Source organism: Nonomuraea sp. NPDC050790, from assembly GCF_044456745.1.
Lineage (GTDB): Bacteria > Actinomycetota > Actinomycetes > Streptosporangiales > Streptosporangiaceae > Nonomuraea.
Window position 1 is genome coordinate 156,612 of sequence record NZ_JBITGF010000006.1, and the last position, 14,287, is coordinate 170,898.

Sequence of the window (14,287 nt, forward strand, 5' to 3'; positions counted from 1 at the left end):
CGCACCCTGAGGGCGGAAGCTCAGTCCTCCCAGTGCCGCACCCGCACCCAGCCTGAGGCGTCGCCGGTGGCCAGCAGGCCGTCCGGGCTCATGGCCAGGCGCCGGTAGCCGCCGTCGCCGGGCAGGAAGGGCGCGTCGTCGCGGCTGTTGACGTCGAGCTGGAGCACCCGGCCCTTGCTCATGTGCAGCAGCCGCCCGCGCGGGGTGCAGACCAGGCTCATCGCCTCGGGCAGGAACTGGGCCAGCAGGTCCCCGCCGCCCGACCTCGGCATGATCGGCACGCCGCGCTCGACGTCGAAGACGCCGGCCCAGCGGGCGGTCATGCCGCCGAGCATGCTGCCGTCGGCCGACAGCGCGATCTGCAGGGCCATGCCGGCCGCCTGGTGCAGCTCGATGGGCGGGCCGGTGGGCACCGGGCTCTCGCCGGGCCGCAGGCGGTAGACCTGGACGTGCCGGCCGCCGCTGATCAGGCCCTTCGCCACGGCCAGCGTGCTCTCGTCGGCCGAGATCGAGACGGCCACCGCGGTGAAGGACAGCAGGTCGGCGCCGGTCGCGGTCGAGCGCAGGCGGAAGTACGTGGCCCAGGACAGCAGGGCGTAGGAGGCGGTGCTGGCGAAGTAGAGCTCGCCGGGATAGGTGACGCCGCCCAGGGAGACGGGCGGGCGGTCCGGCTCGTCCGGGTGCAGGGCGCGCAGCTCGTAGCCGTCGCGCACCAGGATCGGGCCGCGGCCGGGGGAGGCGGCCACGCGTACGCCGTAGCGGGGCGGCATCCAGGTGGCGGCGTGGATCGGGGGCAGTTCCCGGCCGTCGTCCAGCCGCCAGCGGCGGATCGGGCCGCCCAGGGCGGCGGCCAGCAGTGTACGGCCGGGGCCGAAGCACAGGCTGTTGACCGCGCCGCCGAGCCTGGCGGTCAGGATCTCCCCGCCTGGCCTGCCGGGCACGGGCTTGGCCGTACCGCGCCTCCTGAGCGTGGCGGCGTACGCGGCGATGAGGGCGACGGCGAAGGCGGCGGCGTTGGCGGCGGCCCGCTCCTGGGAGCCGCCCGCGTCCGCCGCCTGCTTCCGCTCGTCGGCGCGGTCGCTGATGCCGCGGATGGCCAGCGCGTTGGTCTCGCTCAGATGCGCCCCTACGGCCACGCCCGCGCCCTCCATCTCGATGGCCACCGCGTCCTCGAACCGCTCGTCCAGCATGGCCGCGAGCGGGCCGCCGCGACCGGCCAGCAGGGTGTCGCCCGAGGCGATCGGCTTGTGGTGCACCCGCGGCGGCTCGGCGGGCCAGTCGACGTCGAGGTCGTAGGTGAGCATGAGGAGGCGGTGCGCCGCGTCCCAGGTGCGCGGGCGCGACTTGAACGTCCCCGCCGTCTCCTTGCCGCCCGAGTAGCAGTGCACGCGCTTGGCCACGACGACGTCACCGAGCCCGACGCTGTCCTTGAGCGCCCCCGCCACGCCCACGAGCAGCACGGCGGCGGGCCGGAACATCTCGATCGCCCGCTCGGTGATGACCGCGGCCTCCTTGGTGCCCTCTCCGGTGATCCCGAGCACCACCTTGGTCCGCACGTCCGGCAGTTCGCCGACGCTGAAGAGGGTGCCCGACGGGTGCCGGCGTCGCTCCACGTTCCGCAGCCTGCGGCGTACCGCGTCGGCCTCCAGGGGCAGCGCCGCCAGCACGACCACCACGTCGCGCGGGGACCCGTCCTCGCCCTGCCACCACGTCATGGGCCCGCCCTCCACTTAAAGGTCATCTTGACCTTATCGTACGGCAGTCTTTATAGTCGGAACGACCTAAAGGGGAAGGAGGCTGCATGCGGGACGACTCGGGCCTGCTGCTCCTGGAGTACGAGCACCTCAAGGAGGAGCAGCGGTTACGCATCTCCACCCGCGACAACCTCGTCTACACCTCGCTCGGCGCGTTCGCCCTGGTGATCGCGGGGGCCATCGAGACGGGCGCGTCCGCGATGCTCACCCTGCTCCCGCCGGTCTGCATGATCCTCGGCTGGACCTACCTCATCAACGACGACCGCATCACCGCCATCGGACGGCACATCCAGCACGCGATCACGCCCGAGCTGGTACGGCTCGGCCACCCGCCCGACGGCGTCTTCACCTGGGAGCACCGCCACCGCCAGGACCCGCGCCGAGGCCAGCGCAAGATCCTCCAGCTCGCCGTGGACCTCACCCTCTTCTGCCTCACCGCCTTCATAGCACTCTGCGCCGCCTGGATGAACGCCCCTCACTCCACCGGCCTCATGATGCTCATCGCGGTGGAGGCGTCCGGAACGCTCGTTCTGGGCGCGCATTTCATCAGAAACACGATGAGCGGGCAGGTCTGATGCCTAGGATCGACCATGTCCGGCGACCACGCTGACCCCGGCCGCGCCCACCCGCCCGCCGTGACCCTCGCCCAGGCCAGGGCCGCCGCCCGCGCGGTCCGCGCCGCCGAGCACGGCCGCCAGGTCCTGCGCACCGCCCGCCCGCGCGGCCTGTTCGGCGCCATCCGCTCCCGCGCCCCGCTCTCCCTCCAGCTCTACGGCGCCGCCCTCGAACGCCGCCTGGTCTGGTACGGCGAGGGCGAGTTCGCCGTCCTGGAACCCCCGTTCGGCCGCCGCCCGGCCCCCGGCACCCCCGGCGCGTGGCTGCGCGGGGCCGACCGGCGCTGGGACATGCTCGTCGCCTTCGCCCCGCCCGCACTCCTGCTCTTGCTCAGCCTGGCGCTCGTCCCGCTCGCCCAGGGTGAATGGGGGCTCGTGGTGATCGCCCTGCCCGTGCTGGCCTCCTCGTACGTGGCCGTCGTCATGCTCCTGATGATGGTCAACCTTCTGTGGCAGGCCGTACGCCCGGTGGTGGAACGCGGACGGGAACACCGCGTCACCACCGAGGAACTGCGCGCCGAGCACTGGTCGGTGGCGCTCTGCCACCAGACGCGCCCCGATCACGCCGAGTCGCTGATCAGGCAGATCGAGCACCGGCTCAAGGCGCTGCCAGGCGGCTGGGGAGACGACCGCGGCGTCCTCGTCTGCGTGCTGGGCGGCGTCACCACCGAGGCCATGCGCGCGACCTTCCGCGCCCGCGCCAGGCACGCCCGCCTCGACGACCAGGGGGACGGCCTGGCGTTCCTGATCTCCCTGCCCAAGCCGCGCCCCTGGGAGCCCACGGAACGCCAGGCGATCTCCGGCCTGCTGCTGTACGTCTTCGCCGGCGCCGCCGTCGTGTTCGGCGAGGCATTGCTGGTGGCCGGCTACGAGGCCGACGCCTGCGGGAACGCCTGCGCGGGCCGCCCCGCCACCTACTGGACGGCCGTGCGCTGGCTCTCCCAGCGCCTGCTGCTCACCGACCCGCCCCACCTGAGCCCCGCGACCCCGCAGGCCGTCGTCGTCGGCTGGCTCACCAGCATCATGGCCCTCACGGGCGTCGCCGTGGCGGTGACGGCGTTCCGCTGGTACCTCGCGGCCCACCGCCGGCGCCGCGCCCGAGTCGCCATGGAGCTGGAAGAGATGGACACCACCACGAAGGTGCTGCTCCTGGTCGCCACCGCCGTGGAGCACGAGCAGGTCAAGGCCGTGCTGCGCGCGCACACCGAAAAGGCGTCCGAGGTGGAGTTCCACCGCCGGCACGCCGTCTTCAACCTCGGCAGGGTCAGCAGGGCCACCGTCCTGCTGGCCCGCTCCGAGGCCGGCACCACGCCCACCGCCGGCTCCATGCTCACCGCCCAGACGCTCATCGAGTACCTGCGGCCGGACTACGTCATCCTCACCGGCATCTGCTACGGGCTGCGCAGGGGCACACAGCGGATCGGCGACGTCCTGGTCGCCAACCAGCTACGGGTCCTGGACCTCAGGAAGTTGGTCGACGGCGAGTCCGGCCCCGTCGAGATCCCGCGCGGCGCCCGCGCGGAGCCGTCGGTGGCGCTGCTCAACGCCTGTTACGCCGTGGACACCGTGCGGCCGCACATCGGGGTGATGCTCTCCGGCAACACGCTGGTCGACTCCGAGGCCGAACGCGACCGCCTGATCGCCGCCCATCCGGACGCGCTGGGCGGCGAGATGGAAGGTGCCGGCGTGTACGCGGCCGCCGCCAAGCACGGAACCGACTGGATCGTCATCAAGGCGATCAGCGACTGGGGAGTGGCCAAGACCAAGCGCCACCAGGCCGGGGCCGCCCGCAACGCCGCCGAGTTCGTCCTCCGCATGCTCGACCTGGGCGCCCTCGACACCCCACCCAACCCCCCAACCTGACCCGAGACCCTCCGCCCGCCCCGGCCACCTTCCCCACCGCCCGCCTCCCGCACCCGCCGTCCGCCCCCCGGCCATCCGCCCGCTCCCCCCACTACCACGTCCTCTCCGTCCACCTCCACCTCGCTCGCCCCGCCCCTTACGGCGCGCTCGCCCGCTCGGCTGTGCTCGCCCGCTTCCGCCGCCTGGCGGGTTGGCGCCCGTCGCTTTCCTCCGCTGGCGGGTGGGTGGCCACCGCTTCGCGGCGCTGATCGGGCGGGTCGGCCACCTCCGAAGGCCGTTGCCCTGCGGGTCGGCTGCCTACGAAGGTCGTTGCTCTGTGGGTTGGCCGCCTCCGAAGGTCGTGGTCCGGAGGCCGTTGCCGGGCGGGTATGGGGGGTCGCTGTTCAGGCCGTAGGCCGGGGGGTGTCGCTGGTGGCCGAGTGGGGTCAGGAGGGGTGGGTGGTGCGGACCATGGGGGGATAGAGGATCTCGGATCGGCCGCGGCGGTACAGTTCGGCGGGCCGGCCAACCTCAGGGGCCCGCAACGCCCCCGTAGGCACCACGAAGTCGTCCGCCTTCAAGACCTTGCGCCGGAAGTTGCTCGGGTCGAGCTCCAGGTCCCACACCACCTCGTACACATGCCGCAGGTCAGCCAGCGTGAACGGCTCCTGGCAGAAGGCCGCCGCCACGGTCGTGTACTCCAGCTTGGCCCGAGCCCGGTCCAGCCCCTCCCGCAGGATCGCCCGGTGGTCGAAGGCCAGTTCCACGGTGAGCGCCTCGGCCACGGGCATCCACCGGGCGTGGGCGGCGTCGGTGCCGGCGACCGGCGTGGGCAGGTCGGGCCCGAGGGCCAGGTAGGCGACGGTGAAGGTACGCACCCGGGGATCGCGCCCGGGGGTGCCGAAGGTGCGCAGTTGTTCCAGGTGCAGCTTGCCGCCGTCGAGGCCGGTCTCCTCGCCCAGCTCCCGCAGGGCGGCGCCGCGCAGGTCCTCGTGGTCGCGGACGAAGCCGCCGGGCAGCGCGAGCCCGCCCATGTAGGGCGGCTTGCCCCGCTCGATGAGCAGGACCTGGAGGGCGGACTCGCGGAGCGTGAAGATCACCAGATCGACCGTCACCGCGACCGGCGCCGTCCCGTCGTACTTGGACATCCCTAGAGCCTACCTTAGGTCAGCTTGACCTAAACATCGCGCCTTTGATAAGGTCACTCCGACCTAAAGTTAGAGAAAGCCTGATGGGTGATATCGGTGACACGGCGCGCTGGGCAGGTCCTCCCGAGGAGGCCCTGCCGTACCCGCGGGAGGTCCATCGCGCCGACCTGTCCGCGGGCCGGCGGGACGGCCGGCGCAGGCTCCTGGCCGAGCTCCTGCGCCGGGTGGCGGACGAGGGGGAGGACTGCGCGCCCGCACCCGAGACCGCCTACCTGGCCATGCTGACCGGCGAGGCGCTCGAACGCATCGCCGCCGAGCGGGTCGCCAGGGACGACGACCTGGCCAGGCTCGGCGAGGAACACGGCAGGGCCGTGGCCGCCCAGGACGCCCTCGCCAGGGAGCTGGAGGAGGCCAGAAGGCGGCTGCACCGGGCCGTGGAGGAGTGCGCCCGGCCCCTGACCAAGGACGACCTGCGCAGGGGACCGGCCGAGCTCGACCCGCTCACGCATCCCGACGTCCTGATCGAACGGCGCCGCCGTACCGCGAGGGAGAACGCCCGGCTACGGGCGCTGCGCGCCTTCGAGGACCTGCACGCGCGCCTCGACCGGCACCGGGAGCGGGCCGCCGCGCTCGCGGAGCGGCGGGCGCTGCGGCCGGGGGTGGCGCGGGCACGGGCGCTGCGCGTGTACGAGCACTTCCGGCGCCGCCGGGCGGTGTACCTGACCGGGCTGCTGGCCCGGCATCCCGATCCGGGGCTGCTCAACCTGCTGCTCAGGCTGAGCGCGCCCGAGCTGCCCCGGTGGATCAGCGACGAGCCGACGGAGAGCGCATGAGGGTGTTCCAGGCGTTCGGGCGGTGGTGGCTGCGCAGGCGGGACCTGCGGATCACCGGCCTGGGCGGCGTGCCGTTCCAGGAGGCGCACGCGCCGCCGCCGGCCCGCAACAGCTTCCGCCCGACGCCCGTCGACCGGGCGGGACACCTGGTGCTGACCAGGTCGTACGCAGACCAGCTCGCGCCCGGCAGCGACGAGCTCACCGGGGGAGTGCTCGACAACCTGATCAACGCCTGGCACGAGACCTGGCAGTACCAGGCGGCGGCCGAGTACGCGGGGTTCCAGGTGGAGAGCGTGGTCAGGCTCAACAAGGTCGAGCCCGTCCTCGCCCAGTACGAGAGGAGCGACGACTACCTCCAGCGCCGCCTGGCCGACGCCAGGACCGCGGTCGACTCGGCCAGGGACCGCCTGGTGGGCAGCGACCCGACGCGGCAGGGGTTCGCCAACCCGCCGCTGCTGGCGGGGCGCTCACCGGCGACGTTCCTGCACGTGGTGGCGCTGGTGATCGCGGCGGGCGCGGACGCCGCCGCCTTCTGGCAGGTCATGCAGATCCTGCTGCACGACCTGCCCCCGGTGGCCGGCGCGCTGATCGTGGCCGGGCTGACTTCGACCGCCCTCTACCTGAGCCACCAGATCGGCGTCCAGGCCCGCGAGGCGGGCGCGGGGACGAAGAGGCGGATCCGGTGGGTGGTGCTGTGCTTCCTGGTCTGGCTGGTGCTGGGCGCGGGCGCCGCCGCGCTGCGCTACTTCTTCGGCGACGCCGGCGAGGCGGCCGTGATCGTCATCGGCGCCGCGGCGCCCGAGCCCGGCCTGCCTGCCGCGCTCGGCCAGGCCGGCGTCTTCCTCGCGCTCTACCTGGCGACCGGCCTGGTCGCCGCGCTCGGCGGCTACCTGACCACGCATCCGGCCCGCTCCGAGTACGCCCGCGCGATGCGCAACCTGCGCACGGTGACCGAGGCCGCGGCGGCCTCCAGCGCACGGCTGAGCCGGGCCCAGAGCGAGCGCACGCAGTACGCGGAGGAACTGCGCGAGGCCAGGCAGTCGCACCTGGCCGAGATGGGCACCAGGGCGGCCCTCGCCGAGGAGCTGAAGCAGATGGTCCGCGTCCAGCACGCGACGTACCACGGGGACCCCAGCGCCACCAACGCGCTGTTCCAGCCCGACCACCGCCCGCACTGGAAGAAGGACCCATGAGAAGAACCGTGCTCGCGGGCGCCGCGCTGGCGGCCGCGCTGACCGCCTGCGGCGTGGACCAGCCGCCGCCCAGGCCGCCGGCCTGCGTCGGCGACGGCGGCTCGCTGGCGCTGGTGATCGGCGCCCGGTCGAACTCGCCCGCGCCCGTGATCTCCCCGGCGCTCAACGCCCTGGTGCGGAAGGTTCTCATGGCACGGCACAGCGTGTACGTCGTCCGGCTCGACGGCGATCCGCAGGAGATCTACTCGACCCCGTTCACCTCCACCGCCGCCAACACGCCCGCGCTGGAGGCGAGCGTGGACCGGCGGATCGCCGACATCTCCGCCGCGATCAACGCCCAGGCCAAGGCCCGGGTGGCCGAGGCCGACGTGCTCAAGGCGCTGGGCGCCGCCGCCCGCATGGCGGGGGAGGGCGGCAGCGTCGTCGTGGTCGACTCCGCCCTCGCCACCGCGGGCGACCTGAACTTCGCCGAGGAGGGCGTGCTGGAAGCCGACCCCGACGACCTCGTCGACCACCTCGTGGACGGCGAGCTGCTGCCCGAGCTGACCGGGCGGCGCGTGCTGTTCGACGGGCTGGGGCTGGCCGCCGACCCGCAGGAGGACCTGCCGCCCCGGGTGAGCGGGAACCTGGGCGAGATCTGGACCAAGGCCGCCACCGCGGCGGGCGCCGTATGCGCGGCGGTCACGACCGGTCCCGGCCAGCCCTCGGCCATGCCGGGGCTGCCGCCGGTGGCGACGGTGGCCATGCCCACGCCCACGCCGCTGCGGCCCTGCGGCGACGTGGTCCTGAAGAACGCCGGGGACGTCGGCTTCGTCCGCGGCAGGGCCGACTTCCGCCACCCCGCCGCGGCCACCGCCACGCTGCGCGGCCTCGCCCCCTCCCTGACTGCCGCCGACCGGCCGGTGGAGCTGATCGGCACCACCTCCTCCGAGGGCGGCGACGCGGTCAACCGGCCCCTGTCGCAGGCCAGGGCCGAGCGGGTGAAGGAGATCCTGGTCTCGCTGGGCGTACCGGAGAACAAGATCACCGCCAGGGGCGTCGCCACCGACTGGCCGGACCACGTCGACGACACCCTGCCCGACGGGCGGCTCGACCCGGCCAAAGCCAACCAGAACCGCAAGGTCGTCATCCGGCGGGGACAATGCCAGAAACCCTGAAACCGCTCGCCTACGGCCTGCGTAGCCGGTGGAGCGACTGGTGGAACGGCCTGCGCGACGGGCTGCGGCAGATCCCCGACCGTCCCAAGGCGGCGCGGCCCGTGCCGATCAGCTCGCCGCACCGCGACGTCATCATCGGCGAGGCCCGGCAGGTCTACCACCAGGAGTACATCCGCCACCAGCGGCAGATCGCGCCCCTGCCCGGCCTGATCGCCGAGGCGGGCTCGCGGGAGGCGGCGGCCCGCGAGACCTGCCGCCTGGCCGAGGCCGACGTGGCCGCGCTGGAGCGCCCGCTCACCGGCGGCGAGGAGCGCGAGCGGCGTCCCGGCGATGCGGGGCTCGACGACGCCGCCGTGCGCGAGCGCCGCCGCCGCGCCCGTGCCAGGCAGCTCGCCGCCGCCCGCGAGAGCGCCGCCCGCGCCAGGGCCGCGCTCGGCGCGGCCACCGCGGCGCGCATCCAGGCCGAGTCGCTGTGCGAGCGGTCGCTGGAGGCCGCCTCAGCCCGGGTACGGCTGGCGGAACGCCTGTACGCCCGCCGGCTCGACGCCTACCTGCGTTCCCTGCTGCGCTTCCACCCGGACAAGGCGTGGGTCGCCGACCAGCTCCGCTTCGGCGGGCAGGCGCCGGCCTGGATCAGGAAGCCGCCATCGGTGACGCCGCCGGTGCAGGTGGAGCCGGTGCGTCCGCCGGCCTTCCGCGTCGGCCTCCAGCCGGGGGAGAACGTGTTCGGGGCCGACTGCGCGCCGCCGTACCGGCTGGGGGAGGCTTATGCGGCGCCCAGGCACTTCCGCCTCGCCCGCGACGGCGAGTACCTGCGGCTGCGCGACTTCGGCCGGGGCAACGGCCCCTACATCGGCGGCGGCGCGGTACGCGAGGCGCTGCTGTCGCACGGGGACCACTTCGACTTCGGCGAGTACCGCTACCACGTGCTGCCCGGCCTCGACGCGCTCGACGTCAGCCGGCTCGGGGAGCGCAAGGTCGTCGCGTACGGGCTGGAGGCGAGCACCGACCGGTACTTCCGGATCAGGGACATGTCGTTCGTGCAGCCGGAGAGCACGCTGCTGGCGATACTGGGGCCGTCAGGGGCGGGCAAGAGCTCGCTGTTCAGCGCGCTGCTGGGGGAACTGCCGCTGAGCGCGGGCGAGCTGTACTTCGAGGGGCTGTCGCTGGCCGCGCACGGGCCGCAGATCAGGGAGCGGCTGGGGTTCGTGCCGCAGGGGACGGACCTGCTGACCACCCTCACCGTCGATCAGCTCCTGCGTTACGCCTACCGGCTGCGCGGACCCGGCCGCCGCGCCGGGACCCGCGTGGGCGAGGTCTGCCGCGACCTCAAGCTCGACGAGCGCCGCCACCACCGCGTCAGCGCCCTGTCGGGCGGCCAGCAGCGCCGCGTGTCGATCGCGATGGAGCTGCTCAACCAGCCGACCCTCCTGCTCCTCGACGAGCCGACCTCGGGGCTGGACCCCGGGCTCGACCACGAGGTGATGACCTTCCTGCGCGACTACGCCGAGACCCGCGAGGCCACCGTCATGATCGTCACGCACGCCGTCGAACACCTCGGCCAGGCCCACCAGGTCCTCGTCGTGGTCAAGCAGGGCCGTCCCGTCTTCTACGGCCAGCCCGAGCGGGTCCTGCCCGACCTCGGGCGCGAGCGCTGGGCCGCGCTGATGAAGGACCTCGACGTCCACGCAGACGACTTCGCCCTCCGGTACGGCAGCCGCCGGGCCGACGCCGAGGCCAGGGACGCCGCCGTCCAGATCCGGGCCAGGGACGCCGCCGCCCGGCCCGGCCAGCGGATCAGGCGCGGACCGCGGCCGGCCACGTTCACCCGCCAGTGGCGCGTGCTGGTGTCCAGGCAGGTCGCGCTCCTGGCCACCCGCGGCGTACGGGCCGGCGCGACCGGTCCGGTCAGGCGATGGACGGTGGCCCTGATGCCGTTCCTGGTCGCGGCCGGGTCCGCGGCGCTGGCCGCCTGGGTCACCGGCCCCGACGGTCTCGGCAAGGGCGCCGCCGGCGACGCGGTCACCGCGATCAGCCTGCTCACCACGCTGGCCATGCTCAGCGGGCAGGCCCTCACCTACAGCGACGTGGTCGCCGAGATGGGCACGATCACCCGCGAGCACCGCACCGGCGTCATGGTCACCGCCGTGCTCGCGGCGAAGTGGCAGGTCTTCGCCGCCGTGGCGATCCTCCAGGCGCTGATCATGGCGCTGGTCTTCACCTGGATCCGCCCGGGACCAGCCGAGCCGCTGTGGACGACGCCGGTGCTCGACCTCTTCCTGACCCTCGCCGTCCTGTCGGTGTCGGCCATGTCGCTCGGGCTGCTCATCTCGGTCTCGGTGCGCAAGCTGGAGCAGGCCGTCCTGGCCGTCACGCTCACCTCGGTCGCCCAGATCGCGCTGAACGGCTCCACCGCCGACCTGTCCGGCGGCGGCGCGCTGGCCGTGGCCGCCGCGCTGCTGCCCGACCGCTGGGGCCTGGCCGCCACCGCCTCCCTGACCGGCCTGCCCGGCGGCCGGGAGGCCCTGTGGTCGCACACCTCAGGGCAGTGGTTGTTCGACCTGGGCATGTGCGCCGCCCTGGCGCTCGCCTACTCCCTGGCCGCCACCGCCGTACTGTCGGCCCGGCTCAGGCCGGGACGCGGCGTCGGCTGGGGATGAAGGCCCCTGCCTCACCGCGCGGTCCGCCTGCGGAACATCACCGCCGCGACCGGCAGGCTGACCACGACCGTGCCCCCGAGCCAGGCCGCGGCCAGCGCGGCGGACGAGCCCATCGGCTGGTCCAGGAGCAGCGCGCGCAGCGTGTCCACGACCGGCGTGATCGGCTGGTGGGTGGCGAAGTCGCGCAATACCGGCGGCATCGTCTCGGCGGGCACCACTCCGTCCGACAGGTACGGCAGGAACAGCACGACGAAGCTGAACGCCCCCGCCGCCTGCGTCGAGCGCACCGTCAGCCCCCAGAGCACCGCCAGCGACGACATCGCCAGGATGTACGCCGTCACCAGCGCCAGCACCAGCGCCCACTCGCCGGGCGAGGCCGAGGGCCGGAAGCCCAGCAGGATCGCGGCGGCCAGCGCGATCGCGGAGGCGACCACGTTGCGCACCAGCGAGGAGACCACGTGCCCGGCCGGCACCACCCAGCCGCTGATGGGCAGCGTGCGGAATCGGTCGATCATGCCGCCGGTCAGGTCGTCGGCGATGGACACGGCCGTGAGGGCGGCGCCGTACCCGCCGGACATCAGCAGGACGGCGGGCACGACGAAGTCGATGTAGTCCAGCCCGCTGGAACCCGTGGTGATCGCGCCGCCGAACACGTACACGAACAGCACCATGATGATCACCGGCAGCGCGAGGTTCACCAGCAGGCTGTCGGTGACGCGCAGCTCGCGGCGCAGGTCGCGGCCGACCAGGCGGCGCAGGTCGCCCATGGCCGTGAGCGCGCTCATGCCGCCACCGCCGTCAGCTCGAAGAAGACGTCGTCGAGGGTGGGCGTGCGCAGGTCCACGCCTTCGAGGGGGATGCCCGCCCGGTGGAGTTCGTCCAGCGTGTGGCGGAGGTGGTCGGGCCCCTGTACGGCCAGCGTCAGCTCGGCCGGGTCGGCGCCGCCCGGCGCGGCGAGCAGGGCGCTCGCGCGGGGCACGTCCGCCGGAGCCATGCGCAGCACGAGGCGCTCCGACCCCACCTGCCGCTTCAGCGCCTCGGGGGAGTCGTCGGCCACGACCCGGCCCCCGCTGATCACCGCGACGCGGTCGGCGAGCTGGTCGGCCTCCTCCAGGTACTGCGTGGTCAGCAGGATGGTGGTGCCCGTGGCGAGCAGTTCGCGGATCACCGCCCAGAGCTCCGCGCGGCTGCGGGGGTCGAGGCCGGTGGTCGGCTCGTCGAGGAACAGGATGCTGGGCGCGGCCACCATGCTGGCGGCCAGGTCGAGGCGGCGGCGCATGCCGCCCGAGTAGGTTCCCACGCGCCGGTGGGCGGCGTCGGCCAGGTCGAAGCGCTCCAGCAGCTCCTGCGCCCGCCGCCGGCCCTGGTGGCGGCCGAGGTGGTAGAGGCCGGCGAACAGTTCGAGGTTCTCCTTGCCGGTGAGCAGGTCGTCCACGGTGGCCTGCTGGGCGGTCAGGCCGATGGCCCGCCGTACGGCGCCGCCCTCCCGCACCACGTCGTGCCCGCCCACCGTGGCGCTGCCGCCGTCCGGCGGCATGAGGGTCGTCAGGATACGCACCGTGGTCGTCTTTCCTGAGCCGTTGGGCCCGAGCAGGGCCAGCAGCGAGCCCGCGGGCACGGTCAGGTCGATCCCGCCGAGCACCCGCGTGTCGCCGAACGATTTCGTCAGCCCCCGTGCCACGATGGCATCTGTGAATGACCTACTGTGTATGATGTTCATAGTTTTAAGGTAATGCAGAATCCTAGGTGTGCGTCAAGGGAGGAACTCGATGGACCAGGATCGGTCGCTGCCGCCCGTCGTCGAGCGGATGTGGGGGCGCGAGCCCGCGTCCCGCCGGGGACCGCGGCCTCGGCTCGACCTGGCCATGATCACCGCGGCCGCGATCGAGCTCGCCGACGCCGACGGGATCGCCGGGGTCTCGATGGCCGGCGTCGCCGCCCGGGTGGGGGTCGCCGCGACCGCGCTCTACCGCTACATCGACAGCAAGGAAGACCTGCTCACCGCCATGGCCGACGCCGTGGCGCCGCTGCCGCCCGACCCCGCGGGACAGCCCTGGCGCGGCTACCTCGCCGCCTGGACCCGCGCCCAGCGCGACATCATGCTCGAACACCCGTGGGTGCTGACGATCAGCCCGCTCGTGCCGCCGATGGGCCCGCGCCGGCTGCTCTGGCTCGACCGCCTCATGGCCGCGCTCGACGGCACCGGGCTGGACGACGGCGAACGCGTCAACGTGGCCAGCACCCTGACCGGCTACGCGCTGACCGACGCCGCCGTGGCCTTCGCGGCCGGCGATCCCGCGTACGAGAAGGCCGGGATCTCCGGCGCCGACGACTTCGGCGCCGCGCTCGCCGACGTCCTCGACCCCGAGGCGTACCCGCACCTGTCGGCCGCGGTGCGCGGCGGCGTCTTCTCCGGTGCGGTGGGGTGGGTGGACGACGAGGACTTCCTGTTCGGCCTCAACCTGCTGCTCGACGGCGTGGAACAGCTCATCGCCCGCAGGGGCGGGGTCGGCTAGCCGTGCATGGCGTCCGTCAGCCGGCCCCGCGCAGGATCCGCACGTAGCCCAGCTCGGCGACGTTCTTCGTCAGCTCCACGTTCAGCCAGCCGGCGACGCTCGCCATCGTCTGCCCCTGGCCCCACGGCAGCTTCGCGACCCGGTCGGCCGAGTCGAACTCGGCGTCGCTGAGCCCGAGCAGCCCTTCGCGCCAGGCGTCCTTGAGCCCGCGCAGCCACTCGGCCGCCGCCGTGGCGCTACCCGGCCAGACGATCTCCTCCCGCTCCGGGGCGCCGTCGCCGAAGCAGTGGCCCAGCGTGGTCGTCCACCAGTAGCCCATGTGCCACATCAGCCAGCCGGCCGACATCGCCGGCACCGGGTCGGGCTCGCTGTCGGCCCAGTCGGCCACCCAGCGGCCGTCCGCGCCCTGCCGGACGTTCCAGGTGTGGCGGGCCGGCTCCCACAGCGCCGCCTCGTCGTCGAGCCCGTCGAGGTGGTACTCGAACAGCGCCCAGGCGATGTCGAGCTGATGGACGAGCAGTTCCGCACGCTTGGTGGTCATGGTCGGCGATCCTACGGAGACCACCCGCC

The 14,287-nt window shown here is 73.7% G+C and carries 12 protein-coding genes; 7 read left to right on the plus strand and 5 right to left on the minus strand.

Annotated elements, in window-relative coordinates:
- Window positions 1-20 precede the first annotated feature (20 nt).
- Complete coding sequence (locus ACIBEJ_RS30115) at window positions 21-1,715, minus strand: hypothetical protein (protein WP_397186235.1); 1,695 nt, start codon at window positions 1,713-1,715, stop codon at window positions 21-23.
- Window positions 1,716-1,801: 86 nt separating this feature from the next.
- Here ACIBEJ_RS30115 and ACIBEJ_RS30120 point away from each other — a divergent pair, with 86 nt between their 5' ends.
- Together ACIBEJ_RS30120 and ACIBEJ_RS30125 are read left to right on the plus strand one after the other, a co-directional pair.
- Window positions 1,802-2,329, plus strand: a complete 528-nt coding sequence (locus ACIBEJ_RS30120; protein WP_397186236.1) for a hypothetical protein — start codon at window positions 1,802-1,804, stop codon at window positions 2,327-2,329.
- Window positions 2,330-2,344: 15 nt separating this feature from the next.
- Window positions 2,345-4,231: a hypothetical protein gene (locus ACIBEJ_RS30125; protein ID WP_397186237.1), complete on the plus strand. Its 1,887-nt coding sequence runs from the start codon at window positions 2,345-2,347 to the stop codon at window positions 4,229-4,231.
- Window positions 4,232-4,656: 425 nt separating this feature from the next.
- On the opposite strand, the gene ACIBEJ_RS30130 is transcribed toward ACIBEJ_RS30125, so the two are convergent.
- The gene (locus tag ACIBEJ_RS30130) at window positions 4,657-5,358 is read right to left on the minus strand and encodes an NUDIX hydrolase (protein ID WP_397186238.1); all 702 of its coding nucleotides are present in this window, start codon (window positions 5,356-5,358) and stop codon (window positions 4,657-4,659) included.
- Window positions 5,359-5,441: 83 nt separating this feature from the next.
- Between ACIBEJ_RS30130 and ACIBEJ_RS30135 the strand changes: the two genes are divergently transcribed.
- The 4 genes from ACIBEJ_RS30135 to ACIBEJ_RS30150 are packed head-to-tail and all read left to right on the plus strand — an operon-like array spanning window position 5,442 to window position 11,201.
- Window positions 5,442-6,191: a hypothetical protein gene (locus ACIBEJ_RS30135; protein ID WP_397186239.1), complete on the plus strand. Its 750-nt coding sequence runs from the start codon at window positions 5,442-5,444 to the stop codon at window positions 6,189-6,191.
- Window positions 6,188-7,384, plus strand: a complete 1,197-nt coding sequence (locus ACIBEJ_RS30140) for a hypothetical protein (RefSeq protein WP_397186240.1) — start codon at window positions 6,188-6,190, stop codon at window positions 7,382-7,384. The genes ACIBEJ_RS30135 and ACIBEJ_RS30140 overlap by 4 nt, the downstream gene beginning before the upstream one ends.
- On the plus strand, window positions 7,381-8,541 hold the full coding sequence (locus ACIBEJ_RS30145; protein ID WP_397186241.1) for an OmpA family protein: 1,161 nt from the start codon (window positions 7,381-7,383) through the stop codon (window positions 8,539-8,541). The genes ACIBEJ_RS30140 and ACIBEJ_RS30145 overlap by 4 nt, the downstream gene beginning before the upstream one ends.
- Entirely contained in the window at window positions 8,526-11,201 is a 2,676-nt protein-coding gene (locus ACIBEJ_RS30150; RefSeq protein ID WP_397186242.1) for an ATP-binding cassette domain-containing protein, read from the plus strand. Before ACIBEJ_RS30145 ends, ACIBEJ_RS30150 begins: the two co-directional genes overlap by 16 nt.
- 11 nt (window positions 11,202-11,212) lie before the next feature.
- Here ACIBEJ_RS30150 and ACIBEJ_RS30155 read toward each other — a convergent pair whose 3' ends face one another.
- Both ACIBEJ_RS30155 and ACIBEJ_RS30160 read right to left on the minus strand, forming a co-directional pair.
- A complete protein-coding gene (locus tag ACIBEJ_RS30155; protein ID WP_397186243.1) occupies window positions 11,213-11,986 on the minus strand; it encodes an ABC transporter permease in 774 nt (257 codons plus the stop codon).
- Window positions 11,983-12,921 carry an ATP-binding cassette domain-containing protein gene (locus ACIBEJ_RS30160; protein ID WP_397186244.1) on the minus strand — a complete coding sequence of 313 codons (939 nt, stop codon included), beginning with the start codon at window positions 12,919-12,921 and terminating at the stop codon, window positions 11,983-11,985. Before ACIBEJ_RS30160 ends, ACIBEJ_RS30155 begins: the two co-directional genes overlap by 4 nt.
- 49 nt (window positions 12,922-12,970) lie before the next feature.
- Between ACIBEJ_RS30160 and ACIBEJ_RS30165 the strand changes: the two genes are divergently transcribed.
- A complete protein-coding gene (locus ACIBEJ_RS30165) occupies window positions 12,971-13,717 on the plus strand; it encodes a TetR/AcrR family transcriptional regulator (RefSeq protein ID WP_397186245.1) in 747 nt (248 codons plus the stop codon).
- A gap of 16 nt (window positions 13,718-13,733) precedes the next feature.
- Here the strand turns inward: ACIBEJ_RS30165 and ACIBEJ_RS30170 are convergent, their stop codons facing one another.
- The gene (locus ACIBEJ_RS30170; RefSeq protein ID WP_397186246.1) at window positions 13,734-14,258 is read right to left on the minus strand and encodes a DinB family protein; all 525 of its coding nucleotides are present in this window, start codon (window positions 14,256-14,258) and stop codon (window positions 13,734-13,736) included.
- Between the last annotated feature and the right edge of the window lie 29 nt (window positions 14,259-14,287).